Annotated in this window: 8 protein-coding genes; all 8 read left to right on the top strand. The window is 43.9% G+C overall.

Annotation, left to right across the window (positions count from 1 at the left end; all coding sequences use genetic code 11):
• A partial coding sequence (locus BACCELL_RS07895) for a hybrid sensor histidine kinase/response regulator transcription factor (RefSeq protein ID WP_044153496.1) occupies nt 1–1421 on the top strand: 1421 nt, incomplete at its 5' end.
• A 537-nt stretch (nt 1422–1958) separates the two neighbouring features.
• Nucleotides 1959–3062 (top strand): glycoside hydrolase family 88/105 protein, encoded by a 1104-nt coding sequence (locus tag BACCELL_RS07890; RefSeq protein WP_007211155.1) that lies wholly within the window; start codon nt 1959–1961, stop codon nt 3060–3062.
• Between the two features lie 51 nt (nt 3063–3113).
• The gene (locus tag BACCELL_RS07885; RefSeq protein ID WP_007211154.1) at nt 3114–5834 is read left to right on the top strand and encodes a glycoside hydrolase family 2 protein; all 2721 of its coding nucleotides are present in this window, start codon (nt 3114–3116) and stop codon (nt 5832–5834) included.
• Nucleotides 5835–5843: 9 nt separating this feature from the next.
• Nucleotides 5844–7706, top strand: coding sequence for an FAD-dependent oxidoreductase (locus BACCELL_RS07880; protein ID WP_007211153.1), 1863 nt, complete (start codon nt 5844–5846; stop codon nt 7704–7706).
• Between the two features lie 37 nt (nt 7707–7743).
• Nucleotides 7744–8892: a glycoside hydrolase family 130 protein gene (locus tag BACCELL_RS07875; protein ID WP_044153495.1), complete on the top strand. Its 1149-nt coding sequence runs from the start codon at nt 7744–7746 to the stop codon at nt 8890–8892.
• A 64-nt stretch (nt 8893–8956) separates the two neighbouring features.
• The gene (locus tag BACCELL_RS07870) at nt 8957–10063 is read left to right on the top strand and encodes a glycoside hydrolase family 88/105 protein (protein ID WP_007211151.1); all 1107 of its coding nucleotides are present in this window, start codon (nt 8957–8959) and stop codon (nt 10061–10063) included.
• A gap of 25 nt (nt 10064–10088) precedes the next feature.
• Nucleotides 10089–13061 carry a glycosyl hydrolase 115 family protein gene (locus BACCELL_RS07865; protein WP_007211150.1) on the top strand — a complete coding sequence of 991 codons (2973 nt, stop codon included), beginning with the start codon at nt 10089–10091 and terminating at the stop codon, nt 13059–13061.
• 269 nt (nt 13062–13330) lie between these two features.
• Nucleotides 13331–15877, top strand: a complete 2547-nt coding sequence (locus tag BACCELL_RS07860; RefSeq protein ID WP_007211149.1) for a glycoside hydrolase family 31 protein — start codon at nt 13331–13333, stop codon at nt 15875–15877.
• Nucleotides 15878–15943: the final 66 nt, after the last annotated feature.

Genomic DNA, 15943 nt, shown 5'->3' with positions numbered 1-15943 from the left:
ATCTGAACATCATGCAGCATAATACGGAAAGGTTGCTGAACCTGACGAATCAACTTCTGGATTTCAGGAAGGTAGAGAGTCAGGGATACAGTTTGAACTTTACCAAATGTGATATTACTAATGTTTTGAGAGAGACTTATATGAGATTTAGTTCCCTTTCGCGCCAGAAAGGTCTCGACTTTACATTGGAGTTGCCGGATGAAAACTTCTGTGCGCATGTCAACCGTGAAGCTTTTACGAAGATTATAAGTAATCTTTTAAATAATGGGATGAAGTATGCTGATAGTTATATGCATATAAAGCTGGAAGTAGATCAGGAAAAGCAGGCTTTCTATGTGGTGACTAAGAACGACGGAGTAATCATTCCTGATGAGATGAAAGAGGAAATCTTTCAGCCTTTTGTCCGTTTTAGCCAGAAGGAAGAGGGAAAGGTTACTACAGGTGCGGGTATCGGTTTGGCTCTTTCCCGTTCGTTGGCAGAGCTCCATCGTGGCACTTTGGTCATGGTTCAGGGAGAAGAAGCGAACATTTTCCGCTTGACACTTCCTATCACCCAGGATATGGTCATAGCTCTGGATTCTGATGTAGAGAATAAAGATGCAGAGTTGCAAGCGGAAACATCCGGTGAATCCTATCCGGATGATAAATTGGAAGGGAAACATTCGAAAGAAAGCAAACATATGGTTTTGGTTGTAGAAGACAATCCGGAAATGCTCGCTTTCATCGAACGTCAGTTATCGTCTCAATATGCTGTAATCACTGCTACCAATGGTAAAGAGGCTTTGGAAGCTTTGGATAGTAATTTCGTAAATCTGGTGGTGAGTGATGTCGTTATGCCGTTGATGGATGGTTTTGAACTTTGCAAGACTATAAAATCGAATGTAGGTTATAGCCATATTCCTATTATACTTTTAACTGCAAAGACAAATATCCAGTCTAAGATTGAAGGAATGGAACTGGGAGCGGACTCTTATATTGAAAAGCCTTTTTCACCGGAATATCTCCTGGCTGTGGTTTCTAATCTGATAAATAACCGGGAGAAACTTCGCAGGGATTTTGCTAAATCTCCTTTTGTTGCGGTCAATACAATGGCATTGACTAAGGCTGATGAAGAATTTATCAAGAAGCTGAACGAAATAATTCTTTCTAACCTGTCAAACCAGGAATTCAGTATGGATGATATGGCAGAGAGCCTGAATATGAGCCGTTCCAGTTTCTATCGTAAGATGAAGGGAGTATTAGACTTGAGTCCCAATGAGTATTTACGCATAGAACGTTTGAAGCGTGCCGCCCAATTATTGAAAGAAGGTGAGAGCCGTATCAATGAAATCTGTTATATGGTCGGGTTCAATTCTTCTTCTTATTTCTCTAAATGCTTCCTGAAGCAATTCGGGGTACTTCCGAAGGATTTTGCCGGCTAAAGGGGGAGCATCTGGAATTTCCGGTGTATGAGTTAAATCATCGGCATTGGAAGTCTTGAACGTCTTTCTTTTTTCTGTTCGTTTTGCATCTATATGTCGGTGGCGTTGGATATATAGATACAACGTATTGGATATATAGATGCAACACATTGGATATATAGATGCAATACGTCCGATATATAGATGCTGCACGTTCTGTCTATACAACTGATTGCCGGGAAAGTTTAAACTCATGTACCGAATGTTCCGGACGCTCCGGCTAAAGTAAGTAAGAAGCAACTTGTGCAAAGAAATGGGATTTTTCAGCAAGCTCAAGATGGCGGAGTGAACAAATTCATTGATGACTGATATTTAGTGGCTTTATTTGGAATAAAATTGTGGCTTTTATGCGATTTTGAGATGTTTTTTCTATTTATTGGAATGCTTATTTCGTATTGAGAAGATACTGTGCGCTATCTTTGTAACCGTCTCATAAGAGATTATACCATGATAACAATTATGTGTTTCTTAATGTCTAATAAATAAAGAATTAACCTTATGTGTAAGAAGTCGTTATTATTGCTGTTTTTACTTCCTTTTCAGTTCGTATTCGCTCAAACAAGTTTATTGACCGATTTTCCCGAGGGATATACCCCTAAAGAAGTCGGTAAACGTCTTGCATATCATTTTGTAGATGGAAAGCATATGCTTCATATTGGAAAGTGGATTAGTTATCCGGAGACTTTTACCTGGAATGGAGGGCTAAAGTTTGCTGCACTTACCAATGATCAAGAGCTTGTGAAGCTTTTGCAGAACAGATTTGAGCTTCTGTTCACAACAGAAAAGGCCTTATTGCCTATCATGAATCATGTGGATGTAAATATGTTCGGTAGCTTGCCTTTGGAACTGTATAAGATTACAAAGGATCAACGCTATCTGGATCTGGGCCTTCCTTATGCCGATACTCAATGGCAACTCCCTGCAAACGCCAAACCGAAAGAAAGAGAATGGGACCAGAAAGGTTATTCCTGGCAGACCCGTTTGTGGATTGACGATATGTACATGATTACTATTGTGCAGACTCAGGCTTACAGAGTTACCGGTGATCGTAAATATATAGACCGTGCTGCAAGAGAGATGGTGATGTATCTGGACGAACTGCAATGTCCGAATGGTCTTTTCTATCATGCTCCGGATGTTCCTTTCTATTGGGGAAGAGGTAATGGATGGATGGCTGCCGGTATGGCTGAATTGTTGAGCAGCTTGCCCGAAGACAGTGAATATCGTCCACGTATTCTGCACGGTTACCGTACCATGATGAAAAGCCTGAAGAAATATCAGTCTTCAAACGGTTTGTGGCATCAGTTGCTGGATCATCCCGATTGTTGGCTCGAAACTTCAGGATCTGCCATGTTTACCTTTGCTTTCATTAAAGGAGTGAAGAATGGCTGGTTGGATGCCAAGGAATATGCACCCGCTGCCCGCAAAGCATGGATGGCTATGGTGAAATACATAGATGAAAATGATAATGTGAAATCTGTTTGCGAAGGTACCAATAAGAAGAACGACAAACAGTATTACTATGATCGCAAACAAAATGTAGGTGATTATCATGGACAAGCTCCTTACCTCTGGTGTGCCGTTGCACTTCTGGAGGAATAAGATAGCATTACTTTAATAATCTCATATCGAAAATCTATTTATACTTATAAGATGAACATAAGCAGTTGGGTGAAGGCCCTTACCTTTGTTGTACTGTTGTTTTCCTATTCGACAGTAGTAACCGGACAAACCAAAGTAAATGATGTCAGAGACTCTGAACGCCTCTGGCTCGACTCGGAAATTACCCATAATGGAGACTATCAGTGGAAAATGATAAAGGCAGGAGATGTAGCAGATCCTGGAGAAAAGGTTTCATTGTCAGATTACCCGACCGCGAACTGGTTGCCTGCCATTGTGCCCGGTACAGTTCTGAATTCATTGGTACATAACCGGAAATATCCGGAACCTTATTACGGAATCAACAATAAGATCGAATCCAAATTAATACCGGATATCTCTGAAACCGGTCGTGACTTTTATACCTACTGGTTCCGGACTGAATTTACAGTTCCCAAATCATTTGAAGGAAAACATGTCTGGTTGCAAGTGGATGGTATCAACTATCGTGCCGAAGTATGGGTGAATGGAAACCTGCTCAGTACTATTAAAGGTATGTTTATGCAGGATTATATTGACGTGACTGACTTTGTGAAGATAGATAAGGCTAACGCATTGGCTATAAAAGTATATCCGGTTGATGTCCCCGGCAGTGCCAAACCCAAGTCCTGGGGTGCAGTGGGTGAGTTCCACAATGGTGGGAACGGAAATATCGGATTGAACACTACTATGCTGATGACCGTAGGCTGGGATTTTACTTTCATGGATGGTATCCGTGACCGTAATACGGGGATCTGGAAAAACATCTCTCTCTATGCTACCGGTAAAGTGGCGTTACGTCATCCTTTTGTGAAATCCGAATTGCGTAAACCTGGTTATGACCAGGCACGTGAGTTCATTTCTGTGGAAGTTGTAAATCCTACTACCGGATTTAGCGGAATTAATTGTACGGTAAGAGGTGAGATTACAGGTGAAAATATAACTTTCGAGAAAAAGCTTAAAGTTTTGCGTGGAGAAGAGAAAATCTTGTCTTTTTCTCCGGATGAATTTCCTCAATTAGTGATTAACTCTCCTCGTTTGTGGTGGCCTGTGAACAAAGGTCCTCAAAACCTGTATGAGTTGAAAATGACCGTATCCATCGATGGAGTAGTTTGCGACTCGGTTAAAACAAAATTCGGTATTCGTGAGATTACTTCCGATACGAATACGCCTGATAAGTCACGTGTCTTTTATGTCAATGGCAAGCGTCTCTTTATCCGTGGAACGAACTGGATACCGGAAGCTATGTTGAGAACTTCTGACGAGCGTACGTATGCCGAACTGCGATATAGCCGTCAGTCGGGGGTCAATCTCTTACGCATGTGGGGAGGTGGCATTGCCGAATCCGATTATTTCTTCCAGTTGTGTGATGAGATGGGACTGCTGGTATGGCAGGAATTCTGGATGACGGGTGATACACGCCATCCGAACGATAAGGGCAATTATCTGGATAATGTGGCATCTACTGTGAAACGTATCCGCAATCATCCTTCTCTGGCTTATTATGTAGCCTCTAATGAAAGTACCGAAGTTACAGGTACCCCTGAATTATTGAACAAACTGGACGGTACGCGAGGATATCAGATGCAGTCAGAATGTGCCGGAGTGCATGATGGAAGTCCGTATAAGCAGGTGAATCCGATGCAGCATTATGAAAATACGGCATCTCCGCGTGGAAGCCGTGTCGATGGTTTCAATCCGGAGTATGGTGCGCCTACACTTCCCACAGTGGAGATTCTTCGTGAGATGATGGACGAAAAAGACCTCTGGCCTATCAATAAAGAGGTGTGGGATTACCTGGATGGAAATGGTTTCCACTTGATGACTACCATGTATACTGATTTGGTGAACAACTATGGAAAGTCATCCTCTATTGATGAGTTTGCTCAGAAAGGACAACTGTTGGGTGCCATTAACTCAAAGAGTATCTGGGAAGTGTGGAATTACAATAAGTTGGATTATGGTGATCGCTTCTGTTCCGGACTCTTGTTTTGGTATCATAACTGCTCCATGCGTCAGGTATCTTCCCGTATGTGGGATTGGTCTTTGGAACCCACTGCTTCTTTGTACCATACAGCCAATTCATTGGAGCCACTACATGCCCAGTTCGATTATCTGAAGAATACAGTATCTGTGGTGAACGATTATTATCGCTCTTTTAATAATTACAAAGTGATAGCACGGGTATATGATATCAATAGCCGGAAGGTATATGAAGAATCTGCTTCCGTGAATCTTCCGGAAGATGGAGTAGCCAATGATGTACTGACCATCCGTTTTCCTGAAAACATCTCTCAGGTTCACTTTATCAAGCTGGTGCTGAAAGATGAGAAGGGTAAAGACGTTTCTTCCAACTTCTATTGGAGATCAAATGATAAGTATGAAGGCAGTAAGACTCTGACCGGTCCTGCATCTTCAGGATTTGAAGACTTGAATAAGCTGAAAGCGGCTAATGTGAAGCTCTCCTATAAAGCGCGTCAGGCAGACGGTCGCTATTTCGTAGACATTACATTGAAGAATACCTCCGGTGGTATCGCTTTCTTTAATCAGTTGCAATTCCTCAATTCCAAAATGAGTCCGATACGTCCGTCGTTCTATTCGGATAACTTTTTCTCTCTGGTTCCGGGTGAAAAGAAAACTGTCACCATTGAAACGGCGGAAGAAAAGTTGACTGAGGGAGCTGTTCTGGTATTGAAGGGTTGGAATGTAACTACTCAGAAGTATAAACTCAAATAAAAAAATAACGTGAAGAGATTCCATATTCTTACTGTTCTGTTGTTGCTCAGTTGGGGGATATCCGCTCAAAATCATTTTGATATTGTGGTGGTAGGCGGTAATCCCGGTGGCATAATGGCGGCGATTGCAGCGGCCAGGCAAGGCAAGACCTCGGTTATATTGGAACGTACCCAACATATTGGAGGACTTCCGGCCAACGGACTGGGAGCTACTGATATTGCTACCCGGGAGGCAACTACCGGTCTGTTCATGGAGTTTACTTCCAGAATCAAGCAATATTATACAGAACGGTATGGAAAGAACTCTCAGCAGCTGAAGGATTGCAGTGACGGCTTTCATTTCGAACCGTCTGTTGCAGCCTCTATCTATCAGGATATGCTGAACGAACATAAGGATAAGATTACCGTGCTTCTTATGCGGCAGTTCGATGCTGAAGATCAGAATATCACTCTCAGAAACGGGCGCATTGAAAGCATCTGTATACTGAATCGTGAGAATGGAGAGAAAGAACTTTATCAGGGTGACATCTTTGTGGATGCCACTTATGAAGGTGATCTGGGTGCTGCGGCAGGTGTGCCTTTCCGCGTAGGCAGGGAAAGCAAAGCCGAATTCGGAGAACCCGGAGCAGGAAGAACCTATGAATACTGGAAAAGTCTGCCCGCCAATGGTAGCACAGGAGAGTCTGATAATGCAGTCCAGGCATATAACTATCGCCTTTGCCTGACTAATGATCCTGATAATCGTGTCCTCTTTCCGAAGCCGGCATCGTATAACAGGAATGAATATGTCTCACTGATTGAAGATGTATGGACCGGAAAGAATACTCAACGGGCCATGCTGAAAGTAACCGATGAAATGATGGAAGAAAACCGTCGTCATATCGCTGGCGGTAACCAGACTAAACTTCCAGGAGACAGTTGGGGAATCAGAAAACTGAGCAGTATCGTGAAACTGCCTAATCAGAAGACAGATGGCAATAATCAGCATGCTGCATTTATCTCTACTGATCTGCCGGAAGAGAACTGGCCTTGGCCTACTTCTTCCTGGGAGTGGAGAGATAAGTTTGCCAAACGTCTGAAAGATTATACATTGGGTTTATTCTGGTTTGCCCAGAATGATCCGGAATTACCGGAGCATTTCCGTAAAGCAATGCTAGAATGGGGATTGGCTAAAGATGAATATCAGGATAATGAATATTTTCCCCGCCAGGTCTATGTACGTGAAGGAAGACGCTTTGAAGGAGTTTACTTCTTTACTGCTAAGGATGCTTTACCCACTGCACCGGGCAAACGCCCGCCTTTGCATGGCAGTAGCGTGACAGCCAGCCATTATGCACTCGATTCGCATGCTGCCAGAAAGCGGGAAGCCGGAAGAGTACATTTGGATGGATTCATCAGCTATCCTACAGCAGTGTATACGGTGCCCTTGGGTGTGATTCTACCCCGGAATGTAGATAATCTGCTATTACCTGTACCTGTATCCGGTTCGCATATCGGATTCTCCACATTGCGTATGGAGCCATGTTGGATGGCATTGGGGCAGGCGGCAGGTATCACTGCTTCACTGGCTATTGACCGTAAAGTTGCTGTTCAGGATGTGGATATGTCCATATTGCAGGATTTGTTGATCGACCAGAAAGCAACGCTGATTTACTTTCGTGACTTGCGTCCGGAAAATACTGGTTTCCATTTGGCTCAATATATGGGATTGAGAGGGTATTTGCCCGGATGGGATGCGGATTTGCAAGGAACGGTCGATGAAAAGACGTTGCAGGACTGGAGTACATTATGTGGGTTTAAGCCCCGAGCTGTTCCCGGAAAAACAACCCGATTGGAAGTATTGACCGAGATTTATAAACATATTCGTCAATAAAACGATAATTTTAACCATGCGAAACATAGATATTAAGATGAAGTTAAAACTCATAGTCGGTTTGATAGGAGTGCTGTCATTGAGTAGTTTTTCTACTCTGCCTTCTTCAGATGATACCGATAAGAAAGAACAGGAGAACTGGGTAATTGGCCCATTTCATCGTCCTGAAGGTGTCAATCCTGTACTCACTCCACAGCCTACCTCTTTCTATTGTCCGATGCGCAAGGAACAGGTGAAGTGGGAGGAAAGTGATATTTTCAATCCTGCTGCCACCGTGAAAGATGGAAAGATTGTCGTGCTCTATCGTGCTGAAGATAACTCGGCACAAGGCATCGGGAAGAGAACTTCCCGTATCGGGTATGCTGAAAGCGTGGATGGAGTAACTATGAAGAGATTCGACAGTCCGGTACTTTTCCCCGGTGGAGATGATTTTGAGAATATAGAGTGTCCGGGTGGTTGCGAAGATCCGCGAGTGGCAATGACCGAAGACGGATTATACGTGATGCTTTATACGGCGTGGAACCGGAAGACTCCCCGTCTTGCAGTGGCTACCTCCAGAGACTTGAAGAACTGGACCAAGCACGGTCTTGCTTTTGAAAAAGCGTATGACGGGCGTTTCGCCAGAATTGCTACCAAGTCAGCCTCCATGCTTACCAAGGTGAAAGGTGGGAAACTGGTTATCGATAAAGTAGATGGTAAGTACTTCATGTATTGGGGAGAATATGCCGTGCATGCAGCTACTTCCGACAATCTTACAGACTGGTATCCTGTGCTGGATGAGAACAACGAGTTGTTGAAAATAGCCAGGCCGCGTAACGGATACTTCGACAGCCAGATGACTGAATGTGGTCCTCCTGCTATTCGTACCAAACAAGGCATCGTATTGATGTATAATGGTAAGAATGATAAAAAGAGAGGCGATGCAAATTATCCGGCAGGTGCTTACTGCGCTGGTCAGCTCCTGTTTGATTCCAAAGATCCTTATAAAGTATTGGGCCGTTTAGACAAGCCTTTCTTCATGCCTGAAGCTTCTTTTGAGAAGAGCGGGCAGTATAAGGACGGAACCGTGTTTATCGAAGGATTGGCCTATTATAAGAAGAAGCTATATCTTTATTACGGCTGTGCAGACTCCAAAGTGGCGGTAGCCGTGTGCGACGACACCAAGAAACTATTGAAAGTGAAGTAATATCAACGGATATTCCAGAGAAAGTAAATTATTGTAATGTTTAATAGATAGAATTCAAATTGTTATGTACAAGAAAGTATTCGCATTATTATTTTTATTATCATCTTTCCAGTTGCTAATCGCCCAGACTAGTCTTCTGAAGAATTTTCCCGAAGGGTATACTCCCGATGAAATCGGCAGACGTATTGCCTACCGTTTTGTAACCGAGAAACATGCATTGCATGCCGGAAAATGGATTGGTTATCCTGAAACCTTCTATTGGAACGGTTCTCTTAAATATGCGGCGGCAGCCAAAGACAAAGCGCTCATCAAGCTTCTGCAAGCCAGATTTGAGCATCTGTTTACTACCGAAAAGGAGTTGTTGCCCATCAAGAATCATGTCGATCTGAATATGTTCGGAAGTTTGCCTCTGGAGCTTTATTGGGTGACGAAGGATGAACGCTACAAAGAACTGGGATTGCCTTATGCCGATACCCAATGGGAAGTTCCCGAAGATGCCAAACCAAGTGAGAAGGAATGGGCAGAGAAGGGCTATTCATGGCAGACACGTCTTTGGATTGACGATATGTACATGATTACCATTGTACAGACACATGCCTACAAAGTGACCAATGATAGCAAATATATAGATCGTGCAGCCAAAGAGATGGTGATGTATCTGGATGAATTGCAACGTCCCAACGGTCTCTTCTATCATGCACCGGACGTACCTTTCTATTGGGGGCGCGGAAACGGATGGATGGCAGCAGGTATGGCAGAATTGCTTCGTTATTTGCCCAAGAAGCACAAAGACCGTCCCCGCATCATGGAAGGCTACCTGACCATGATGAAAAGTCTGAAGGAATATCAGAATCCGGAAGGTCTGTGGAATCAGTTGCTCGATGATCCCGAATGCTGGACTGAAACATCGGGTTCTGCCATGTTTACCTTCGCTTTTATTACGGGGGTAAAGAACGGATGGCTGGATGCCAAAGAATATGCTCCGGCAGCCCGTAAGGCATGGATGGCTTTGGTGACTTACCTTACCGAAAAGAATCAGGTGAGAGAAATCTGCGTAGGTACCAATAAGAAGAACGACAAGCAATACTATTATGACCGTCCGCGTCGTACTGGTGATTTTCATGCGCAAGGACCTTACCTCTGGTGTGTGGTCGCCTTGATGGAGAAGTAACTTATAAATTATCAATAAATAAACCATGAGTATTTTTAAATCTGTTTTATTAGGAGGTATGCTGCTACTGAGTTCTTCAGTGGCACTGGCTCAGGTTTCGCTATCGCAAAATAGTAGCGGATCCAACGTATTTAGTCTCGTAGGCAAGAAGGATAAAGCCTGCGTGTACTATGACGCACAAGATTTTGAAGTTGTAAAAACAACGGCGGGACTATTTGCGAATGATGTGAAAGAGGTGAGTGGACAAATTCTGGGCGTTGCTACTACCAAGGAAGCTCCTCAGAAGAATTGTATCATTGTCGGAACCTTGGGTCATAATGAATGGATTAACCAGATGATTGCGAAGAAGAAACTGGACGTGGAACCTTTGAAGGATCGTTGGGAAAGCTATCTGGTGCAACTCGTTCGTAATCCGCTTCCTGGTGTAGACAAGGCATTGGTTATTGTGGGTAGCGACCGCAGAGGTGCTGCTTACGGATTGCTGTCCGTGTCAAGAACTATCGGTGTATCTCCCTGGTACTGGTGGGCAGATGCTCCTATTGTAAAGAAGGATCAGTTACACCTGAAAGTAGATAAATATATATCTAAAGAGCCTACTGTGAAGTACAGAGGTATTTTCATCAATGATGAAGACTGGGGCCTCTACCGTTGGTCGAAGAGAAACTTTGAGAAAGAAGTGGGTAATTTCGGTCCCCGGACTTACGCTAAGGTTTGCGAACTGTTGCTCCGCCTCCAGGCCAACTATTTGTGTCCGGCCATGCACGATGCGTCTATGGCATTTCACCGCATTCCCGAGAACAGAGTGGTTGCAGACCGCTTTGCCATCATCATGGGTTCTTCTCATTGCGAACCGTTATTGTTTAATACGGCAAGTGAATGGAAGCGTGATAAAATGGGTGAGTGGGACTACATCAATAATAAAAAAGGCGTAGACAGTGTGCTGAATGCACGCGTGAAGGAATGTGCTCCCTTTGAAAATGTATATACGCTGGCATTACGCGGACTGCACGACAGAGCCATGAATGCAAGCAATGATATGGGCGACCGGAAAGATATGCTTCAGGAGGCTCTGATGGCACAAAGACAGATGTTGATTGATGCCATTGGTAAACCGGGTGAAGAGATTCCCCAAGCATTTACTCCCTATAAAGAAGTGTTGGATGTATATGACGAAGGTCTGGAACTACCGGATGACGTAACAATCATCTGGCCGGATGATAACTATGGTTATATGAAACGTCTGAGCAGCCCGAAGGAACAGAAGCGTTCGGGCCGTTCGGGTGTGTACTACCATTCTTCTTATCTTGGTAAGCCTCACGATCATCTTTGGATGAACACGATTTCTCCTACATTGATGTATGAAGAACTTCGTAAAGCGTATGATGCAACGGCAGATCGCATCTGGTTGCTGAATGCCGGTGATATCAAATCCTGTGAGTTCGCTGTTGATTACTTCCTGACGATGGCTTTCGATATTGATTCTTTCAACTTTGAAAGGGCAGCTAACTACCGTACCGAATGGCTGTGTGGTATGTTGGGCGACCAATACCGCAACGAATACCAGGATGTGGTTAATTCTTTCTATAAGCTGGCTTTCGCGCGTAAGCCCGAATTTATGGGATGGGGCTACCAATGGACTACTGATAAGCACGGGAGAGAACGGAATACGGATACGGACTTTTCGCTTACCAACTATCGTGAGGTGGATAATCGTTTGAGCGAATACCGTCGTATTGGAAGCACCGTAGAGAAGATATTGAACAGTATGTCGGACGAGAAACAGAAAGCATGCTTCTACCAGACACTGTATTATCCGGTGAAAGGGTGCGAGTTGTTGAACAGAATGATACTGGACGGACAAAGAAACCGCTGGTATTCTATTCAGCAGAGAGCATCAACCAAAGAACTGGAAAAATCAGCGAAAGCCTGTTACGACAGTTTGGAAGTAATTACCAAGGGCTATAACTCGTTGCTTGGCGGTAAGTGGGATCATGTAATGACGATGAAACAGGGATTTGCCGCTGCTTATTTTGAACTTCCGAAATTGAGAGATGTTGAATTGGCTCCTACTGCTTCTTTAGGCGTAATGGCCGAAGGTGAGGCCGTGTTGAAAGGTCTCCAGAGTTTCCATTCATTGCCATGTTTCAATACTTACTTGCGCCAGTCTTACTATGTAGATGTATTCAATAAGGGTGCTACTCCGTTGAAATGGAAAGCTGCTGTAACAAATGACTGGATTTTAGTTAGTAAGAAATCCGGAGAGACTGCTACTGAAGAGCGTATCGAGGTTTCTATCGACTGGGCGAAGGTTCCTGCCGGTGAAAGAATACTTGGAACACTGGATATCACTTCTGATCGCGGTGAGAAGGAAAGTGTCTATATCTCCGTCTTTAATCCTACTTCTCCTTCATTGGCCGAAATGGATACGCTGTTTGTTGAAAACAACGGATATGTTTCGATAGATGCGGCAAGTTTCCACCGTAAAGTGGAGAATGATGCCATTAAGATGATTATGATTCCGAACCTGGGATGCGAGAATACAGCTGTACAGTTGGGTAATCCTATCGCTCCGGCACAACGTACCGCAGGACGTAATACACCGCGCCTGGAATATGATTTCTATACGTTTGAGCAGGGATCAGTAGACGTTTATACGTATGTGCTGCCTACATTCCCCATCAGCAAGGATAGAGGATATGCCGGACATGAAGCAACAAATGTTGAAACCAAATATGGTGTATGTATAGACGAAGGTCCGGTAATGACTCCATCTACTTCTTCTTTCGAATATGCCCAGATCTGGTATGAAAGCGTATTGAAGAATTGCAGAATCAACAAGACCACTCTCCATATCGATAAACCGGGTAAGCATACGGTGAAAATCATCTGTGGAGATGCCGGAACAGTTCTGCAAAAGGTTGTGTTGGACTTTGGCGGTATGAAGCGTTCCTATATGGGACCGCAACCTACCAGAAATGAACAAGAGGTTGCTAAATAAAAGCCATTGTGAACGGTGAATAGAATTGCTTCCTTGCTTGAATAGCAGGAAATTCTTAAAAAGTATTGCTGTATAATTGCTTAAATGGAAGATGTAGGATTCGATAGAATCCTACATCTTTTGTTTTGATACGAATCTTCTATTTATTGAATCGTTTTTAAGGTGTCAGGCTGATATAATTCCCTATTTTTGTTGTCGTTATATTACATATAGTCTAATGTTACGTAAAGAGATATCGAATTCAGAAACCATTTAAAATCAATAGTACCATGATGAAGAAGTTGATACTTATCCTTTGCATTTTGCAGGGTGTCCTGTTGTCACTGCGAGCGCAGGGTGAACAGCAGAATATTGCTTATACTGATAACAATGTACGGTTTACGGTCATATCGGATGGAACGCTCCGTTTGGAGTATGCTCCGGATGGAAAATTTGTAGACGACAAGTCTTTTATTGCAGTAGACCGTTTATATCCGCAGGTTGATTACAAACTGAAGACAAGGGGGGCATGGATTGAAATAACCACCTCCAAGATGAAAATGCGTTATAAAAAAGACAGTGGGCGGTTTACGAACAATAATCTGATAATCGAAGCTGTAAAGGGGGCATTCCCCTTCACCTGGAAGCCTGGAATGCAACAGAAAGGCAATCTGAAAGGTACATATCGCACTCTTGATGGGATGGACGGTGATACACAGACTCAAACTTGGGTGTCTGATACGAAGAAAGGGGATAAACTGAAACTGGAAGACGGCCTGTTGGCAACTGATGGTTGGTCGCTCATTGACGATTCCCGCGGACTTTTGTTTGATAATGATCCGGACTGGGACTGGGCTAAGGAACGCCCCGCTAATGAAGGGCAAGACTGGTACTTCATGGCTTACGGACATGACTATAAGCAGGCTTTGAAAGACTATACTCTTTTTGCTGGTAAGATGCCGTTGCCTCCCCGTTACGCATTTGGCTATTGGTGGTCGCGTTATTGGCTGTATTCTGACAAAGAGTTCCGTAATCTGATTGATAATTTTCATACTTATCAGATACCTTTGGATGTGTTAGTGGTAGATATGGACTGGCATTATACCGAGAAAGGTAAGGGAGGCTGGACAGGCTGGACCTGGAACAGGGACTTATTTCCGAATCCTCAGGGTTTCTTGAAATACCTGAAACAGAATAACGTGAAAGTGACACTCAACCTGCATCCGGCAGACGGAGTGGCCGCTTATGAAGAGAAATATCCGGAGATGGCTAAGGACATGGGTGTAGACCCGGCTACAAAGCAGACGATCCCTTGGATAAATTCAGATAAGAAGTTCATGAAGAATATGTTCAAGAATATCCTGGCTCCGATGGAAAAAGACGGAGTGGACTTCTGGTGGCTGGACTGGCAGCAGGGAATGTTCGACTCAAAGATGAAGAATCTGAGTAATACCTGGTGGATTAACTATGCATTTTTCAGCGATATGGAGCAACGTCGGGAGACACGTCCGATGCTTTACCACCGCTGGGGAGGATTGGGAAATCATCGTTATCAGGTAGGGTTCTCGGGTGATGCTGTGATTTCATGGAAATCACTTGATTTCCAACCCTATTTCAATTCTACAGCTTCCAACGTGTTGTACGGCTATTGGAGTCATGACCTGGGTGGGCATATCGGTAGCCAGATAGATCCCGAAATGTATACCCGCTGGCTACAATTCGGAGCATTAAGCCCGATTATGCGTACCCACTCCCAGAAAGGGGCTAAGCTGAATAAAGAACCTTGGGTGTTCGACAAGGAATATTGTGATATCATCCGTGAAACGATTCGCCAACGCTATGTGATGGCTCCTTATATCTATACCATGGCTCGTAAGGGGTATGACGACGGATTGTCTCTTTGTCGTCCGATGTATTATGATTATCCGGAGAACAAAGAAGCTTACGACTTTGGCAATGAGTATATGTTTGGAGATGACGTTCTGGTTGCACCGGTCACTACTCCAGCCAAGGATGGTTATGCACAGGTACGTGTATGGTTGCCGGAAGGAGAATGGTACGAATGGCATACGGGAGCTTTACTGGAAGGTAACCGGATTGTAGAACGCTCTTTCGCCATTGATGAATATCCAATTTATGTAAAGGCGGGTGCCATACTTCCTTTGTATTTGGAGAATGTGATGAACCTTAACAATAATGACGAAGAAATAGCGGTGACGGTGTTTCCCGGTGGAAGCGGTACAGCGGCGTTTAATTTGTATGAAGATAACGGAAATGATAAGAATTATGCATCCGAGTATGCCGTGACTAAGCTGACTTCTGCCCGTAGTGGTAATGAGCAAACGATTGTTATCGGCAAGCGCGAAGGTGGCTATAAAGAAATGCCTCTTGCCCGTCCGTTCACGGTGAAAGTGCTTTCATCTCTGCTTCCCCAGTCCGTCACGGTAAATGGAGTTCCTGCAGAATACAGATATTCGGCTGAAGACTTTGCATTACTGGTAGATTTGCCGGAATTGCCTTGTAACCAGGAAAAAGTGATTAAGATCATTTATCCGTCTGGGAAAGTGGATATGAACGGACTTTTAGGGGCATCCAAAAGAATAGCCCGGTCTATGGAACAACTGAAGTATCGTAATTCGTATATTGTCTTTAAAGAAGAGTTCGGCAAAATGGGAAGTCTGAATGAGGCTGTGATGTATGCTCCGTCTGAAATGCCCGCTTTGATTGCTGATTTCTGGAAGAGTTATCATGAATTGCCTTCGGTATTGGAACGGCAGGGTTTGAAGAGCGAGCAAGCGACATGGTTCCTGCAATCCGTTTGCTGGGGTGAAAAGTAACTCCGGATATGTCCGGAATAGGAGTTACTGAATGATGTATCAGTGGTTTGCTTGTTGGGATTTATG

The sequence above is a fragment of the Bacteroides cellulosilyticus DSM 14838 genome (assembly GCF_000158035.1).
GTDB classification, from domain to species: domain Bacteria; phylum Bacteroidota; class Bacteroidia; order Bacteroidales; family Bacteroidaceae; genus Bacteroides; species Bacteroides cellulosilyticus.
This window is presented reverse-complemented; position numbering and strand designations above follow the sequence as displayed.